This is a genomic window from Dyadobacter crusticola DSM 16708, from assembly GCF_000701505.1.
Lineage (GTDB): Bacteria > Bacteroidota > Bacteroidia > Cytophagales > Spirosomataceae > Dyadobacter > Dyadobacter crusticola.
The window spans coordinates 686161-703128 of the sequence record NZ_JNJB01000001.1 but is presented as its reverse complement, the minus strand read 5'-3'; the positions used below and the strand labels follow the sequence as shown (position 1 = coordinate 703128).

The following is a 16968-nucleotide window of genomic DNA, read 5'->3' as shown; positions in this document are numbered from 1 at the left end:
GCCCAGAACAAAATCTTGCCACTTACGCCGGCTAGCGGAACAAAAAGCACTAAATGGGGAAAAGCCAGGTTCCCATTGTGTACAATTCGCTAACCAAAAAGCAGATAAGCTGAACTGTTAGCAAGCCACATGCTGATATCTGCTCTTATTGGTGCCACTTTTCCCAGCAGTGAATTAGGGACACAATGTGGGTAAATGTTGCATTCGAAATCGCCGTAAACAGGAATCTTGCAATCTACTAACTAAATTTTACCTGGATTAATCACGTTCTTAAGTTGTCGGGTAAGATTCTCACTCGACATATATTCATTCTTAAATCTTTGAATATTAGAAATATATTGCCTGTAAGCCTCGCTATCAATGATTTCCTCCTTGAATTCTGTCAGCAAATAGCTATTTAGTTCCTGTGGTGAGTTGAAGGGAATGCCTATTGGTCCTGCAATTGAAGCATAATAGTCGAAATAGTCATTTTTTACATAAAGCATCGGGATTTCCGCATTGATGGAATCCCAGAACGAGCCACTTGAACAGAGTGAGTAGTCGGAGTTCTCATAGTAAAAAACGGTGAAATGTGACTCCTGCGTGAGTTTGTCAAGCTCTTCGCGACTTAACGGACCAAAATCGGCGCGATAATTGACGTATTCATTCAAAAACGCTTGCATGTTGGGATACACGCGCCCGCAGATGTTGAATTTGTACCTTCGGTTTAAGACCTGTGCTTCTTTCGCAAGCTGAAAAAAATAATGCGAGTTTTTTGCTTTGGTTGCCACACCCAAGGTAGAAAATACCACGGGTGACGAACTTTTGTGGACCTTAGCAGGAACTGTAAATGGATAGGGGTGGTCGAGTATGATCACAGTCTGCGATGCGAAGGCTGGTAAAACTTCTACCAGGTTCCGATAAATACTTTTTCCAAGAATAATGTAGCTGATGTTTTTACTTATTCTTGAAAGTGTATGCTTTTGAAATGTCCCCCAGATCTTATTTACGAAATGCTTATTGAATTTGAGTGATTCAAGTTCTCCATGTGCAACTATATAAATTGGAAAATTCTTCGCACCGAATATCTTAAAGAGAAATTGAGCGAATGGATGAATTAAAAGAATGAGCAATCTACTGGCATTATTCTGCTTTGCCAGATAAATGAGTTCATTCAATTTTTTAAACTGCTTGTAAGCGCGAATGAATTCTTTAAAGCCACCGCGACGATTGTAAACGGAAATTGGATTGAAGTTGATACCCTGTACACCAGCTCGTACGATTCTCAGATGATCTTCTTCTGCAAAAAATGTAATATCCTCATCAGGAAAAGTATTCTGCAGAAGATTAAGGAACGATTTATTAAATTGCTCGTGCTGAATACTGACTGATGAAATATCTGATACATAAATCATCGCTATTGATCAAAGATTGTTTTATACGGTACTAGTACACCAGGGTCATTCTTGATAGTCGATGTGAATTTGTATATAGAAAATGCAAATACAAGACCTAAAAAGACAATTTTATAACGTCTGCTCGCATTGTAGTATGCAAGAGGTATTGCTAAGATTTGAAACATATCGTATGACCTCGCTATTCTGCTGAATATCGGATTTAAGTGTGTAAAGATTGTGTATAAGATTATACCGAAAACATAAAGATTAAACAGACCATTAAAAACCTTGTCACCGTCGTCAGAGTAATTTACCATAGGCAGCAATAGCAACAGAAAAAGTATTCTGCCAGAAAGTCCTTTCAGGAGAGAAGTGTAAGAATCTTCAAATACCTCTTGACCCAATTCCATATAGAATTCAGTTTTTCGTTCTGCAATAATAGAGCCGATCGTTTGAATTAAATATCCTGACAAGAAGAAGCTGATTGCAATTACCAATAATACAGCGAGCACAGTCAGGACATTCCATTTTAAATTATAGAGATAATAAGCTGGAAAGAAAACAATAGCAGATTTATGCAGTAGTGTAGCTAAAAATACAAGGAGAATAAATTTAGGAAAGGATCTTTGCTGTATGAAAATAAATGAGAGTAAAGTAAGGCACAAAGATATATCTTGCCTAACTCCAAAAATACTCCCCGCTGGACTGTACGACATAAACAAGAACAGCGAAAATATCGGATATGGACTTAATTTATAAAGGGTGGTGGAGTTTAGGGTTGTAATTAGTGTTGCAAAGAACAGGAGAAAGAATGTATACTCACCGCCAAAAAATAGTTTAGAGAAGCGCACGATAAACTCGTATCCTATCTCCATATGACTTTTTCCGATAGGAATTTTCTCTATCATACGAAAAAAGTTGATGTAGTTTCTCCAATCTGTACCAGTCTCCCAGCGAAATCCGGCCATCAAAATTGTAATTAATGCGAGAATTACAATAGGAATAATAAGAGATTTTTTCGACTCTTTTTGAATAAAGAGGTCGACGATTGTGACGATCAGCAATATGGAATATACAACATAATAAATTGTCATAAAGCTCAACATTTGAGACGATCTGTCTCTGTTACTCTATTTTATATTGAATTTTAACAGGTTTTTTAACCTGTTTTTTCCCTGTACCCCAATCTTCCTGATAATGAAGTCAACTACCACTATTCTAACAGATGATTTAATCCAGGATATAGACGGAAGATTTGGATAAACATTATTTTTTCTTTGAGCTTTTCTCGTCTCGGATAGCAACTTAAATTTACTAGCTGTGCTGCTGACCCCTTCCATTCTCATTCTGGATATAACTAAGGGAATATAGGTTGCATCATTGGATTTAAGGTTACTTAGTAGTAGATCGTAGTCACCACAAATAGCAAAGGATGTGTCAAATTCGCGTTGCGCAAATAGTTTCCTAGAATGGAAGATCGCCTGGTGTCCCATTGACATGCCAACAGATCTGAACCTGTTCTTAATTTTAGACCATTGCTCACCTACATCGATTTCTGAATCGTGGGGATATAAATATGTGACCTTTCCATATGCGACCAAATCATTGCAGTCTGTTAAATAGGTCACAGCTTCCTCAATAACTGTTGGAGTGGCGAGATAATCGTCTGAATTGATGAAAAGCACCCAATCGCCTGATGATAGCCGCACTCCCTTGTTCATTGCATCGTAAATTCCGTTATCAGATTCACTTATCCATGTGGCAATTCTGGAAGCATACTTTTCGATGATCTTTATTGTACCGTCGCTTGACTTTCCGTCAATAATTACATATTCTATGTTAGGATAAGTTTGATCTAAAATACTTTGTATTGCATGTTGAATATACTGCTCTCCGTTTCTTACAACAGTTATAATAGATATTTTGGGATTTGGATTGCTCATCTCAGATTCTAATGTGGAACATAGTCCATGGTATTTAGATTGGGGCTAAAATAGACTATATATGACGGGTTGCTTCGTCTACGAAATTGTTGACATACGTCTTTATTGTAAAGTGCTTCCTTACATCTTCAACTGCATTCTTTGAGATTCTGGCATATAATTCCGGATTTTGGATCAGTACTTCGATTTGTTGCGCCATAGTTGACTCGTCACCAAAATAGAGCAGTCCGTTAACTTCATTATCAATGATTTCGATAGTACCATGAGAGCCAAAAGCAACAACAGGGACACCGTACATCATACTTTCTACTGTAACTCTTCCAAATGCTTCACTGAAAGAGCACATCAGTGAAATATCAGTGTCCTTGAAAATACGAGATGTTTCTTTTACAAATCCTACGAATTCCACGCGGCTGCCAATATTTTCATGGTCAATGTAGTCAGTCAGAACCTTGTGATAGTCGGGCGAGCCGACGTCTCCAACGATTTTCAGCTTTACATTTATGTTTTTCTTGAGCAACAAGTTGACAGCCTTCACTGCCATAAGCTGATTCTTTGCCGGATTTATCACTCCAACAATCGAGATAGTCACCACGTCTGCTGCATTTCGCTGTTTGGGTGGTACCAATTCTTCTGTTACCAGACCATTATATATAATTCTGGTTATGGCTTTTACATTACTTTGTATATACCTGGTTTCCTGGATACTTTTAGAGATGCAGATGTTACAGGCTGCGCGCTTTGCGAAGAAGTTAAAGGCGGCTTTCCCCAGGCTGTATCGCAAATTATAGTCTTCGTAAACAAATTCTCTGATATGCCAAAGATGTTTTTTCCTCGAAAAAAATGCCACCAATGATCCAATAAAGATCACCGATGAATTTGTGTGAACGAGATTCACTCCTTTCCTGGCCACCAGAATTGCCAGGTAAAGTGCAATTCCTAAATTGTAGAGAAGCTTGTAGCATCCACGAAGTAATGGAAAACTGAGAGGTGGGGAATAAACGTCAGATTTGAAGTCAATTACACTGAACTTAATGCCGGCCTTTGCCAACTCCTTTGTAAAATCGCCCTCTCTACGACAAATTACCCACCATTCAATCTTATCACAACAGGAGATTAATAGCGTCAGTAACGACCTATTAGCCCCATAAAGCTGCCCATAATGGCTAAATGTTATTATTTTGATTTTATTACCAGTCATTAGAATCTGTTCACTCATTGGTAATGGCGTATAAATAGCCCTTTGCAGCGATCTTATAGGCTTCGTGTAGCGTGTGCATTATCGCGGTGAGTTTGAACTACCTTTTTTGCAACCAGGATAAAAGTACACGCATCTCTATCTTTTGCTTTCTGTGATGGGATTTTGTCGAATAAAATAATCAGCGGCTGCATTATGATGGCAAGAACGGGGCGAAGAGATTTTGGAATTGAGAATGTGATACCGTCTTGGAAGAGTTGTAGCCCCATTGCTGATCTGCCTATAATTCCCTTAAAAGAGACTACCTCGAAACCGGCATCTTCTACCACCTTCCTAAGTCCTGTTGATGTCCACCGCCACAAGTCTGTTGGATCTGGATGGAACATCCAGTAGCCGTGAGTACTTAGGATCAGTTGCCCATCGTCTTTTAAAACCCTATGAGCTTCCGTAAGATAAAGCGCAGGATTCACAACGTGTTCAAGAACTTGCGTCGACAGAACTACATCCAGGCTTTGCTCATCTAATGTGATTGTACCTTCAGGCTTAATATGGATATCTGCTATCTTGTTTTCAGGTAAGTCAATGCCGATATATTTTTCGACAAAAGGAGCTATCAGAGATTCATATGGTTTATTCCCGCATCCATAATCAGCCAAAACTAACCTAACGGGGCTACTTGCAACATATTTTTCAATAACTTCTTCAATTGCTTGCCTTAATTGTCTCAGATAGTAATAGCGTGTTGCCATTCTTCCGAATATGGAAGGGTAAAGTCGTTCAATACCAGGCTCTCTTACGTACATAGAATTATCGTGATGTGTAAATGATGATTAATTATTAGCAATCTATCCCATCTAGGAGGTAGCTTTTGAAAATTTCTTTAGAATCCCTGAGAACTTCTTAAAATGGAATATTGAGAATACTACTCCAACAATACTGAACTTAATTGCCAGTAGAACAATATGCGATCTGCTGGAAATGTGGGGCGTGATGTACTTCTCGGCACCGCTTAATAGTAAGATCAAAACAAAGGCGAGCGGAAGCTGTGAAACGATTTTTTGTATAAAAGCAGCGAGATTCTCCTTTAACAGGTTTGAAATCAGGATAAAAAAGACGGTTATGAAATTCACTCCAAAAGCGATGGATAGTGATATTGCTGTTGCAGTTAACGACTTAAAATAAATAACCCCGGAAAAAATGGAAATGACAATTGTTACCGCACTGAAAAGACCTAACTTAAATAATGTATCTGTCCTACCCACAGCCTGAAATATCGCTCCTGCACTGGAGGTAATCATTTGCACCCAGATAGTTATGCTAAATACCCGCAGAATTGGCACGACTTCCATCCATTTGCTTCCAAGCAAGATATAAATGATCTCGTCTGCAGAGAAGAAAATCAGTATCGAAACTGGAACCCCGAGCATGGCGAGAATATTTACAACCTTCAAGTATTCCTCAAAGATAATTCTCGGCTGATCTTTAAATTTCGCCAGGACAGGATGCAAGACTGGTGTTATTACATGTGTCAGGTTTGACACTGGATACATCATAAGCTGGTAAGATTGATTGTATATACCCAAACTTTGATTTCCCATGAACTTACCAATCAGTATATTATCCAAATTTCGCGAAAAGTAGTTGATAAAGTTAAATGCAAACTGGAAAAAAGAGTAACGGGCAATTTTTCTAAACCCTGATAAGCTGAATCCTTTGAAGATAGTCAGCTTTGAAAAGTATACATGCAGAAAAAAAATAATGGTACTCGATAGAATTGAACGCCAGACAATAGAGTAGTAACTCCACCCGCGACTCGCCAGATAGATCGCGCAGGCACCTGTAATCACGGCAACGATCACTTCAATAGTTCCGATCAGCTTGAATGAACGGGATTTCGATAACAAGCTTTTAGGTATAACTGATAGCGAGCTAAAGAAAACGCTGACTGCCAGCAGTTGGCCTATCGGCTTGTAAACCTCATTTTCATAATACCATGCGATCGCTGATGAAAGCAATGCAAATGAAACAGCTAGTACCAGACTTAGAAAAACACTGATTTTGAAAATGTCAGACGTGTCTTTCTGTGACAGACTCTGATCCTGAATAATCGCTACTCCAATTCCAATATCACTTAGAATGTAAAAGAATGAAATAAATACAGTCACAATGCCCAAAATACCATACTCTCCTGGCGAAAGTAGCCGGGCGAGTACAGAGTTTATTCCCAAACCAATCAAGATGTTACTGTACTTCGATATAAAAACTGCTATTGTTCCGCGCCTGATCTCCCCTTGAATGTGCATTATGACTCAAATTTTCGTCTTAGCTTGATCAAAACCAGCATAACAGGAAAGAACAGGGTAAACCATACACTGGCATTTTTAGCAAAAGCAATACTCCGCGCTGCTTTCCAAAATGCTTTTTGACCTTGCGAGCTATACATGGTCAGCCGCCAGAATTGGATGAACATTAATGACGCCTCAGACTTAAAACGAAGACCAGTAGAGATTGGCAACTTTCTGTAATTATCAAAAAGATCATTGATTAGCCCGTCTTCTCCGTAACCCCAATCTTTCTTTTTAACGGGTTGAACTACCCGCACCGGAAATTCCGTAATCTGGTATGTTGATCCTCTGAGACAACACATTCCAGCAAAGAAGATATAAGGGTATAAATTATCAACCTTGTATCTGTTGTACTCTTCAAAAAGTCCTCGCGTTTTGAAAATCAGCCCGCTCATTTGATGCGCTTTCCAGGCATATTTTAGTATGGCTTTTGGTCCGGCTGCCATTTTTCTGACAGGCCCAATCGGATCTCGTGACTCAGAAACGATTTCGTCATCTACTGATACAGGCACATAATTTGGAACAATATATGTGGTTGTTGGATCTGTTCTTAAAATACGCATGCATTCTGTTAGGTACTCGTAACCGATGTAGTCATCATCGCCAAGGAACATCACGTACTCCGCAGTTGCTTTCTCCAAAACGAACAGTACATTAGCCTTCAAACCAATATTCTCTGACTGGCGATATAAATCAATGCGCAGCTTATTCCGGTTCTTAAATGCAGTAACTTGCTGGAAAGTATCGTCAGGCGAACAATTATCAGATATAATAATCGAGATCTCATTAGTAAATTCCCCCTGCTCTATTATCTCCTCCAGTATTTCAAGGTTTCTGAGTAAAAACTCTGTCCGATTATAGGTTGGAATAATAATACTTAGTTTCATATATCTGGCTATGAATGACAAGCTGTTAACGCGACATTCACATTTGTTTAACTACTCAGTTGAGGTATTCCTCAATACTGTCTAAAATAGAAATCGTTGGCTTCCACCAGGGAAACTGGTTTTTCATTTTGGTAAAATCCAATTCCAGGTATTTCATGGTTTCATCGTAACGTTGCAGACTATCGGGGCTTAAAGATTCGTCTGCGCCTAGCGCTGCATATATACTGACGATAATGTCTTTTACAAACTGCGTTTCGTAGCTGGGTACATTGTATATCCCAGCCGGCACATCGTCAGATTGCAGCAATGCATCCAGCAAAGAAGCAACATCTTTGGAATGAATATACTGTCGCTTTTGATGCCCTCCGGTTAGCTTCGGTTTTTGTTTATTAGTCAAAGAAGACACGAGATAAGGGACAAGCCGCATTGAATTTTCACCTTTTCCATAAATAGTGGGTAAAATGAGGTGAAAAAACCGGGTCGAAAAGTTGGCGCTATCGAAAAACCGGGATAACAGCCGCTTTGAAACGCAGTAATTATTAGGTACCGGGAGTCTCGACATTAGAAGATCATCCTCTGTATATGCCCGGTCAACAGTATTATTGCCAATCTCGGCATAAGAGCCAAAAGTAATGTACTTTCCTTCGAAACTATGTTTATTGAGGAATAATGCGATTTCCAGAGGAAGGTATGTGTTTAGCTCATAAACAAAATCTTCACCCTTGCCAGCCTGAATACCACTTCCCGCACAGTAGATGATGTGATCAAAGCGCAACAATGCGTCGAAATCTATTTTAGTTTTCGGATAGTCGAAGACAACGTGCTCTGCTAGCTTTTGGCTGTTGTTCCGGCTAAAACCTGTAATCTGATATTTTGCCGAAAGGGTCTTAACCAGATCAATGGAAAGAAAGGAATCGCTACCAATAACTGCTACTTCAGTTCGCATAGGCTAGAATTGTCTTCTTTGTTTGCGCTTCTATCTCGGATGGTGTATTCGAGAAGGTTTTATACCATTCCAGCGTCTTTGCTATTGCAGTTTCCGCATTGTATTTCGGCTTCCAAAGCAGCTCATTTATTGCCAGGCTGATATCTAGTTTCAAAAGCCCCGCTTCGTGCGGCTGCCCTGCCAGTGCAGGCGTTTCAAACTGGCCGCTTCCCCAGTAAGTAATAGCCTGTTCAGCGAGCTGCTTTACGGTAAGATTATCCTCAGCAAGCGGCCCGAAATTATAGCTACGGCTGTATTTCAAAGGATTGTCGACAAGCTTTGTGCCCAAATGCAGGTAGCCGCCCAGTGGTTCAAGTACGTGCTGCCAAGGCCGCACTGATTTGGGATTTCGCACGGTGATCACTTCGTTATTTTGCAAAGCCCTCACTATATCCGGTATGATCCTGTCCTTAGCCCAATCGCCACCGCCGATTACATTGCCAGCTCTTGCACTCGCAATTGCCTTTTGGTGAGAATCGTAGCTGGCCGGATTGAAAAAGGAATTTCGGTAAGAGCTGATAACCAGTTCAGCGCAGGCCTTACTTGCGCTGTAAGGATCGTAACCTCCAAGCTGGTCCGCCTCGCGATATGGAAAGTGCCACTCTTTGTTTTCATAAACCTTGTCGGTAGTAATCAAAACAGTAACGCATTGATTTAGCAGAAGCCGAACAGCATCAAGCACGTGAGCAGTTCCTACTGCATTCACTGCAAAAGTCTCTGCAGGAATTTCGTAGGAAAGCCTTACCAGTGGCTGAGCTGCTAAATGGAACACAAAGTCAGGTTGAAAGGAGGTAATCTCTTCAACAAGTCGCTCGCGATCCATGATATTACTGATTACCGAAGTACACAGCTGATCACCATGAATGCAATTGTATAAATCATTCTCGTTGGTAGGTGCCAGCGCATAACCTTTCACTTCCGCGCCTAGTAAATGCAGCCAGTATAAGAGCCAGCTTCCTTTGAAGCCTGTATGTCCCGTAAGAAACACTTTTTTCCCTCTGTAATATTGAGGCAGATGTTTGTAATTCATAAGAGAACTTACCAGTTTTTCCAGGGAGCTTGTCCTGAATTCCAAAGACTTTCGAGTTCCTGTTTGTCGCGGAGGGTATCCATAGGCTTCCAAAATCCATTGTGCCGATAAGCGACCATTTTGCCGTCAGCAGCAATGTTTTCAAGAGGCTCTTTTTCAAAGATAGTACTATCGGCAGAAATGTAGTTCAATACCTCTGGCTCACATACAAAAAAGCCACCATTGATCCAGGCTCCGTCGCCTTTTGGCTTCTCCATAAAGGAGACTACGCTATCGTCGTTCTCTGAAATATTCAAAGCCCCAAAGCGGCCGGAAGGTTGTACAGCTGTAACGGTAAGTAGTTTGTTGTTCTGCTGGTGGAAGTTTACCAGCTGCTTAATGTCAACACTACCAACGCCATCGCCATAAGTAAGTAGAAAGGGTTGATTGTCAAGATATTTTTGAACCCGTTTCACCCGGCCTCCGGTCATTGTTTCAGTACCGGTATCCACCAATGTAACACGCCAGGGTTCAGCTTGTGAGTTGTGAATTTCCATTCGGTTTTCCTTCATGTCAAAAGTGACATCAGATTGGTGAAGGAAGTAGTTCGCAAAATATTCTTTGATTACGTAGCCTTTGTAACCGAGGCAAACAACGAAGTCGTTGAAGCCGTGTGAAGCATAGATCTTCATGATATGCCACAAAATAGGGCTCCCACCTATTTCGACCATGGGTTTTGGCCTTGATACTGTTTCTTCGGAAAGACGAGTGCCTAATCCTCCCGCAAGCAATACTACCTTCATGAAATTTGGTTTGATAGTGTGACTAATAAGCAGAAATACAAAATTCCGCCTTTGCAAAATTTACTTTTCGAGCAATAGCAAATGGTACTTCTCTCTAAAAAAGACAATGTAAATGAGTGTAAGAATTGCACTGACCACTGCAAATACGAAAGCAATTATAAATCTCTTCGGGCTGCTTTTGTTGATCGGTACCTTAGCCGGTTCAAGAATTTTAAATACCGGCTTTTCTTCCTTCACCTTGATTTTTGATTGTTCAAGCTTAACAACCAGATCAGAATAAATTGACTGGGCAAGTACATACTCTGCCTGCAACCGCTGTTCTTCAATTCTGGCTACATTTAGAAATGCATTCCTATTTCGGTCGCGGTAGCTTGATAAAGCATACTCCGCTTTATCCTGACGCGCTTTCGCCTCTTTTACTCTTTCATCAAGAAATAATGCCTGGTTGCTGGTTTTTGAAGTCCGGTAATCTTCTACGTATTGAACAAGGTATTCCTTTGCACTCTCCACGATCATAGCTGCTATTACAGGATCTTCCATTTCACATTCAATCGTAATAATTCCATTCTTATCATCCACATTGATACTTACCAGTCCGATTGCTGCTGAAATCTTGGCTTGCTCGTCAATAGTAAGGGAGATTATATTAGACTTAGGGAGCGACTTTTGAGCTTTTGTTAGAGCTGGCTTAGATCTAAATAGCGACTTAACACGTGTAACCAGGCTTTGAGTAGTATCACTCTCGAAATATTGACGAAGGCTTGGGTAGTTTTTACCGGATTCGTCAGTTACAGGTTGCTTTAATAAATATTGACCAAATGGGGTACTTCTAAGAATGTTAGGGTAAAGCTCTGGTACCAATTTTTCTGCGCCGCCTCTGTCAGCATTTACAGCCATACTGAAAAACGAACCCTGTCCTGACATTCCATATTCAGGAAGAAGGATGGTTTGTGCTGTAAAAAGTTTCGGAAGTAAAAAACTGTACAATATTCCTACCACTGCAAAGCAAGCGGGTGCCATTATTAATACAAGAAAGTACCTTCTTACAAAATCCAGCAAATCTGCTATGCTTACTTCCAGCGTTTCCCTCTTAGTTGAAATCTTGTTCTCCACCATCATTATAAAATACGTATCATCGCAATTGCGAGTGTGGTGAATAATGAAATAAGTGCCAAGCGTTCTCCACGAGACATTGGTTGCTCGTTTCTTGGTTCTTTCACAGGAATTGTGATAACGGAACCTGGTTCAACACGAGGGTAGGATCGGAAGAACAGGAATTTGTTGGTCCTGTGTGTACGGCCATTGGGGTACGAAACGTAGGTTCTGTTTTTACGTGCTCTCTCCGTATAGCCACCTGCTTGTGAGATATATTCCTTGAAGTTGAAGCTTCGGTCAAAGTTCACGACCGAAGGGTTGTAAACTCCTCCTTGAATCCGGATCATTTCTGACTTTTTAGGAATGTAAAGCGTGTCTCCGTCGACAAGTAGAAGGTTGGCAGGAATATTTGGCTTTTCAACTATTGCCTTCAAATCAAGCGCCACAAGTTCTCTGTTCCGGTAAAAGCGTGCTCCTTCAATGTATGCTTCCTTTTTCAATCCGCCTACTTTCGGAAACAGATCTGAGATACGTTCGAAGTTGTTCAATATCGTGTAAGTGCCCGGGTAGGTAACTTCTCCGGCAACTGTGACAATTTTCTGACTTTCGTACCGCGGCGATTTGCGGATAAGTACAATGTCGTAAGGCAAAAGCTTAAACTTCTGGTCTTCCTCATTCAACACCAGGTTATCCGCTACATTCAATGTGAATATGCGCACATTCTGCGACTCAGGCAGACCGGTAGTATCATTTTTTACCCGCCTGGAAACTTCAATGCGGTAAGGAACCCCGCCTTCGGTAAAGCCGCCAGCCTGAAATATAAGGTCGGCTATTGTAATGTCTTTGTAATAATAGTAAGCTCCTGGGTTGATAACCGATCCGTCAATTGACAGGTAAGTGAATTCTTTCAAGTCTTCGACAGACTTGATTGTCAAAATATCACCTGGTAATAGCTGAATATCGGGGATTTCATTGTTCAGCAGTTTTCTCAGATCGATTGCAACCAAGCCGGTTTGCGTATCCCCGCTGGCGCGTTCCAACAATGCGCGGTTCAAAAATGCTCTCTGACCAATTCCCTGTGCTATGTTGATCAGTTCCTTCACTGTTTTTGTACGTTCATCCAAGGGGTAAAAACCTGGGCGGGTGACAGCGCCACGAATTTCGACCTGATTGGCAATCACGTCGAGGATCTTCTTGATCGTAAAAATGTCGCCATTTTTGGGCACAAAAGAACTGATTTGAGTTGAATCAATCGTGCCGATAACAAAGTTGTTACCTGTATTACGTTGATATTGAATAAGCTGGGTAAATGCTTCGGGAGAAAAGCCGCCTGCATATCTGATCAGATCATTTAAGGTTTCACCAGCTTTTGCTTCAAAAACACCCGTTTTCTTCAATTGCCCTGCAAGTTCAATTCGCGTATCGTAAGGGCGAATAAGTATAATGTCCTGATCCCGCAACGCTATATTATCGCGGAGATCTCCGTCAATCAGAAACCGGTAAAGGTCAATTTTGCGAAGTATCTTGTTGTCTCTGATAATCTCTATATTCCTGTAAGATCCGTTGCGGTTAGGCCCGCCTGACACATATAATGCATTGAACGCACTAGCCAGGGAAGAAACAGTGTAGCTTCCAGGTCTGACAGCTTCTCCGATAATCATCACTTTAATGCTGCGTACATTGCCCAGCGTAATGCTCGAGTAAGTGCCGGATCCAGGTCTGTTTAATGTAGAGTATGCCTGCCTAAGCCGGTTAACTATTCTTTCATTTGCTTGCTCAATGGTGAGGCCGCTTACCTGCACCGGCGCCAGATTCAGCATTTTAACTGTTCCTTCCGGACTAACCTTCATCCTGAAATTGTCAACCGAATTCCCGTAAATATCAACGATCAGCTCATCGTCCGGACCAAGAATGTAGTTTTTGGGAGTAGCTATACGCAGGTTGGGTTCAAAAGTAGCGGATGAGCGACTAAAGAATGCTGATCCAAACGTTCTGTTTAATCTCCTCTGCCTTGCTCTTCCAGCGGCTGTCGAATCTCTTTCGTTGTTAGTCTCGTCGTCGAGTTCATCCAGATCATCCTGCTCCCGCGTTTCGTCGATCTCGTCTCTATTAGGATCGTTTCTCGTATTGTCTTTCGAATTTTGCTGAAGTCTCCGGCGAATTGTAGAGATATCATCGAGAGAGTAGCCTCTCTGAAGCGCAGCTCTTTCAATATCCATGTCGGACATTCCCGCACCTTTTGCCTGATTGTAAAAATCGACAGCCTGCTGGTTGCCTACTTGTGTGGGATCTACCGTTGGTTGAGTGGTTGGTGTCTGCGGAGCGGTGTTTTGTGCAAAAACTTGAAGATGGGCGAGAATTAGAAATACTGGAAAAATACTCTTAAAGTATTTCGCTAAAACGGATTGATAATGCATGTAGTGTTTTTATTTCAGCCGGTACTGGTGCGCTCCATTGTACCGGAATTATTTGGAAAATCCTAAGTTGTGGTAAAACTACAAAATCTTAACTAATAATGGTTTAACAGCCACTACAGTTGGCAAAATAGAACTATACAACTTTTATTGACAATTCTTTCAACTGACTGTCTGCGATAACCGAAGGTGAATCGATCATCACGTCACGGCCTGAGTTATTTTTCGGGAATGCAATGAAGTCTCTGATCGAGTCAGCACCTCCGAAAATGGAGCAAAGCCTGTCAAAACCAAATGCGATACCTGCGTGCGGTGGTGCGCCGAATTCGAATGCATTCATCAGAAAACCAAATTGTTCCTGCGCTTCTTCCGGCGAAAACCCGAGAATGCCAAACATTTTCTGTTGCAGTTCTTTCTCGAATATCCGGACAGATCCTCCGCCAACTTCAACGCCATTTATAACCATATCGTATGCATTCGCTCTGACAAGACCCAGATTTTTGTCCAAAAGATCAAGATCCTCAGGCTTCGGACTTGTGAATGGATGATGCATTGCAAACCACCGGTTTTCACTTTCACCAAATTCCAGCAGCGGAAAATCAAGAACCCAAAGAACTCGGTATTCGTCTGGATTACGTAAACCCAACCGCGATCCCATCTCCAACCGCAATTCATTTAATTGCTTCCGCACTTTATCGCCCTGACCCGAGAGGATCAGCAGCAAATCGCCCGGTTTTGCATTGAATGCAACTATCCATTTTTTAAGGTCTCCTTCGGTGTAAAATTTGTCAACGGAAGACTTGATTGATCCATCGGCATTATATCGTACATAAATCAAACCTTTCGCACCGATTTGCGGACGTTTGATCCAGTCTGTAAGCTCATCCATTTGCTTGCGTGTATACTCGGCACAGCCAGGTGCGCAAATACCCACAACCAATCCTGCATCATCAAAAACACCGAAGCCTTTGCCCGAAGTAAGATCCTGATCTTCGCCTTTGAGCTCCGTGAATTTCATGTCAAATCGAATATCCGGCTTGTCTGAACCATACAAACGCATTGCATCTGCGTAAGTCATTCGGGGGACTTCCGGCAGCTCGATTCCTTTTACATTCAAAAACAAATTCCTGATCATACCCTCGAAAGTGTTCAGTACATCTTCCTGGGTCACAAATGACATTTCGCAGTCAATTTGTGTAAACTCAGGTTGACGGTCTGCACGCAGATCTTCGTCCCGGAAACACTTCACGATTTGATAATAACGGTCAAAACCGGCTACCATCAATAACTGTTTGAAAGTTTGGGGCGATTGGGGCAATGCATAAAATTCACCTGGGTTCATCCTGCTCGGCACCACAAAATCGCGCGCTCCTTCTGGCGTGGATTTGATCAGAACCGGAGTTTCGACTTCGATAAAATCTAAGTTATCGAGGTAAGTCCTTGTATATCGGGCAACCTGATGACGCAGCTGCAGATTCTTGCGCACATTGTTTCTTCTCAGGTCAAGATAGCGGTATTTCATCCTGATATCGTCACCTCCGTCAGTTTCGTCTTCAATCAGGAACGGCGGCAGTTTTGCGGGATTAAGGATATTCAGTTCCGAAACCCGGATCTCAATGTCGCCAGTCGCTATTTTATCGTTTTTTGACAAACGTTCAATCACAATGCCTTTTGCGGAAACAACAAATTCGCGACCCAGTGATCGGGCGATTTCCAGCACATTCGACGGTGTCTTTCCTTCTTCAAAAAGCAGCTGGGTAATGCCGTACCGATCACGCAGATCGAGCCAGATCATTCCCCCCTTGTCGCGAACCCGCTGAACCCACCCGCACAATACAACCTCTTGATTAACATGTTCTAAGCTTAATTCCCCACAGGTATGTGAACGTAACATATAACTATTTTGATGCTGATATAAAGAAAGTCCCTGATAATAAATGCCGCAAAACTACGTATTTTTAGCAAATCTAACATGCAACGTTTTTCATGAATGTAATCTCCCGGCCGGTCAACCAGCTTTCAATTGTCCTTGTTTCCCTTGCTTTTGGTTTAACTTTTTCGTGTAATCCTGAGCCGGAGCCTCCACTGGGCACGTCTGATCAGTTTGAAACCCGGGCCGAAAAATTTCCCATTACACCGGGCATTGTTGACGAAGCTTCCGGGCTCGCACCAAGCCTGAACATGCTGGGCTACTTGTGGACACACCAGGATTCTGGTAACCCCAATTCCGTTTACCTGATCAGTAAAGATGGGAAGACGATTAAGGAATACACCGTGCCCGGCACAACCAACCGGGATTGGGAGGACATTGCTTCCGGTCCGGGCCCAAATGCAGAGTTAAACTACTTATATATCGCAGATATCGGGAATAACAATTCTCCGATTGCACCTGTAAGTGTCATTTACAGGGTACCGGAAATAGCGGATCTAAATGCGGCTTTCAATCAATCTGCTGTTGAAAAAATATCATTCAGCTATCCCGACGGTCCCAGAGATTCTGAATCGATGATCCTGGATCCTGTAACAAAGGATATTTTCATTATTTCAAAAACGGTCGAAAATACTGGTATTTACAGATTACCTTATCCGCAATCGACTAGTGAGGTGATTGTAGCTGAAAAGGTAGGCTCCGTTCCGGGTGTTTCCACTGCCACAGGTGCAAGCATTTCAAGAGATGGTAGCGAAATTTTAATCCGCACTTATCTGAACGTACATTACTGGAAGCGAATGGAAGGGGAGAGTGTAGGACAGGTTCTTACTCGGTCTGCATTCAAGCAGCTGCGAGTTGAACTGGAACCGCAGGGCGAAGGTATTTGCTTTGAAGCAACTAGGGCCGGATTTTACACTATATCTGAAAGATCCACAGCAACCGCGGTATCATTAAATTTTTACAAGAGAAAATAATTCATTTGA

General features: G+C 41.7%; 14 protein-coding genes. 1 reads left to right on the top strand and 13 read right to left on the bottom strand.

What is annotated here, in order from left to right:
* Window positions 1–242: 242 nt before the first annotated feature.
* The 13 genes from Q369_RS0103085 to aspS all read right to left on the bottom strand — a co-directional run bounded on the left by Q369_RS0103085 (window position 243) and on the right by aspS (window position 15949).
* Window positions 243–1394 carry a hypothetical protein gene (locus Q369_RS0103085; protein WP_031526311.1) on the bottom strand — a complete coding sequence of 384 codons (1152 nt, stop codon included), beginning with the start codon at window positions 1392–1394 and terminating at the stop codon, window positions 243–245.
* 2 nt (window positions 1395–1396) lie between these two features.
* Window positions 1397–2470: an EpsG family protein gene (locus Q369_RS0103080; protein WP_169739230.1), complete on the bottom strand. Its 1074-nt coding sequence runs from the start codon at window positions 2468–2470 to the stop codon at window positions 1397–1399.
* A gap of 36 nt (window positions 2471–2506) precedes the next feature.
* Window positions 2507–3319, bottom strand: coding sequence for a glycosyltransferase family 2 protein (locus tag Q369_RS0103075; protein WP_051663874.1), 813 nt, complete (start codon window positions 3317–3319; stop codon window positions 2507–2509).
* A gap of 55 nt (window positions 3320–3374) precedes the next feature.
* Entirely contained in the window at window positions 3375–4538 is a 1164-nt protein-coding gene (locus Q369_RS0103070; protein WP_229206721.1) for a glycosyltransferase family 4 protein, read from the bottom strand.
* Between the two features lie 35 nt (window positions 4539–4573).
* Complete coding sequence (locus tag Q369_RS0103065; RefSeq protein WP_169739229.1) at window positions 4574–5266, bottom strand: class I SAM-dependent methyltransferase; 693 nt, start codon at window positions 5264–5266, stop codon at window positions 4574–4576.
* A gap of 105 nt (window positions 5267–5371) precedes the next feature.
* Window positions 5372–6820, bottom strand: a complete 1449-nt coding sequence (locus tag Q369_RS0103060) for a lipopolysaccharide biosynthesis protein (protein ID WP_031526303.1) — start codon at window positions 6818–6820, stop codon at window positions 5372–5374.
* On the bottom strand, window positions 6820–7749 hold the full coding sequence (locus Q369_RS0103055) for a glycosyltransferase family 2 protein (RefSeq protein ID WP_031526302.1): 930 nt from the start codon (window positions 7747–7749) through the stop codon (window positions 6820–6822). Before Q369_RS0103055 ends, Q369_RS0103060 begins: the two co-directional genes overlap by 1 nt.
* Window positions 7750–7804: 55 nt before the next feature.
* Complete coding sequence (locus tag Q369_RS0103050; protein WP_051663872.1) at window positions 7805–8695, bottom strand: NAD-dependent epimerase/dehydratase family protein; 891 nt, start codon at window positions 8693–8695, stop codon at window positions 7805–7807.
* Window positions 8685–9764: a CDP-glucose 4,6-dehydratase gene (rfbG, locus tag Q369_RS0103045; RefSeq protein WP_035332854.1), complete on the bottom strand. Its 1080-nt coding sequence runs from the start codon at window positions 9762–9764 to the stop codon at window positions 8685–8687. The genes Q369_RS0103050 and rfbG overlap by 11 nt, the downstream gene beginning before the upstream one ends.
* Window positions 9765–9772: 8 nt before the next feature.
* Window positions 9773–10546, bottom strand: a complete 774-nt coding sequence (gene rfbF / locus Q369_RS0103040) for a glucose-1-phosphate cytidylyltransferase (RefSeq protein ID WP_031526296.1) — start codon at window positions 10544–10546, stop codon at window positions 9773–9775.
* A 60-nt stretch (window positions 10547–10606) separates the two neighbouring features.
* The gene (locus Q369_RS0103035; protein WP_051663871.1) at window positions 10607–11665 is read right to left on the bottom strand and encodes a GumC domain-containing protein; all 1059 of its coding nucleotides are present in this window, start codon (window positions 11663–11665) and stop codon (window positions 10607–10609) included.
* Window positions 11665–14058, bottom strand: a complete 2394-nt coding sequence (locus Q369_RS0103030; protein ID WP_031526294.1) for an SLBB domain-containing protein — start codon at window positions 14056–14058, stop codon at window positions 11665–11667. Before Q369_RS0103030 ends, Q369_RS0103035 begins: the two co-directional genes overlap by 1 nt.
* Window positions 14059–14191: 133 nt before the next feature.
* A complete protein-coding gene (gene aspS / locus Q369_RS0103025; protein WP_031526293.1) occupies window positions 14192–15949 on the bottom strand; it encodes an aspartate--tRNA ligase in 1758 nt (585 codons plus the stop codon).
* A gap of 92 nt (window positions 15950–16041) precedes the next feature.
* Here aspS and Q369_RS0103020 point away from each other — a divergent pair, with 92 nt between their 5' ends.
* Window positions 16042–16959 (top strand): YjiK family protein, encoded by a 918-nt coding sequence (locus Q369_RS0103020; RefSeq protein ID WP_031526292.1) that lies wholly within the window; start codon window positions 16042–16044, stop codon window positions 16957–16959.
* Window positions 16960–16968 lie beyond the last annotated feature (9 nt).

What these genes read in the sequence shown, in the direction of transcription:
- rfbG (WP_035332854.1), bottom strand. Translation starts at nt 9,764, where the DNA reads ATGAATTACAAACATCTGCCTCAATATTACAGAGGGAAAAAAGTGTTT.
- Q369_RS0103085 (WP_031526311.1), bottom strand. Translation starts at nt 1,394, where the DNA reads ATGATTTATGTATCAGATATTTCATCAGTCAGTATTCAGCACGAGCAA.
- Q369_RS0103080 (WP_169739230.1), bottom strand. Translation starts at nt 2,470, where the DNA reads ATGACAATTTATTATGTTGTATATTCCATATTGCTGATCGTCACAATC.
- Q369_RS0103020 (WP_031526292.1), top strand. Translation starts at nt 16,042, where the DNA reads ATGAATGTAATCTCCCGGCCGGTCAACCAGCTTTCAATTGTCCTTGTT.
- Q369_RS0103030 (WP_031526294.1), bottom strand. Translation starts at nt 14,058, where the DNA reads ATGCATTATCAATCCGTTTTAGCGAAATACTTTAAGAGTATTTTTCCA.
- Q369_RS0103060 (WP_031526303.1), bottom strand. Translation starts at nt 6,820, where the DNA reads ATGCACATTCAAGGGGAGATCAGGCGCGGAACAATAGCAGTTTTTATA.
- Q369_RS0103065 (WP_169739229.1), bottom strand. Translation starts at nt 5,266, where the DNA reads ATGGCAACACGCTATTACTATCTGAGACAATTAAGGCAAGCAATTGAA.
- Q369_RS0103035 (WP_051663871.1), bottom strand. Translation starts at nt 11,665, where the DNA reads ATGATGGTGGAGAACAAGATTTCAACTAAGAGGGAAACGCTGGAAGTA.
- Q369_RS0103055 (WP_031526302.1), bottom strand. Translation starts at nt 7,749, where the DNA reads ATGAAACTAAGTATTATTATTCCAACCTATAATCGGACAGAGTTTTTA.
- Q369_RS0103075 (WP_051663874.1), bottom strand. Translation starts at nt 3,319, where the DNA reads ATGAGCAATCCAAATCCCAAAATATCTATTATAACTGTTGTAAGAAAC.
- aspS (WP_031526293.1), bottom strand. Translation starts at nt 15,949, where the DNA reads ATGTTACGTTCACATACCTGTGGGGAATTAAGCTTAGAACATGTTAAT.
- Q369_RS0103050 (WP_051663872.1), bottom strand. Translation starts at nt 8,695, where the DNA reads ATGCGAACTGAAGTAGCAGTTATTGGTAGCGATTCCTTTCTTTCCATT.
- rfbF (WP_031526296.1), bottom strand. Translation starts at nt 10,546, where the DNA reads ATGAAGGTAGTATTGCTTGCGGGAGGATTAGGCACTCGTCTTTCCGAA.
- Q369_RS0103070 (WP_229206721.1), bottom strand. Translation starts at nt 4,538, where the DNA reads ATGAGTGAACAGATTCTAATGACTGGTAATAAAATCAAAATAATAACA.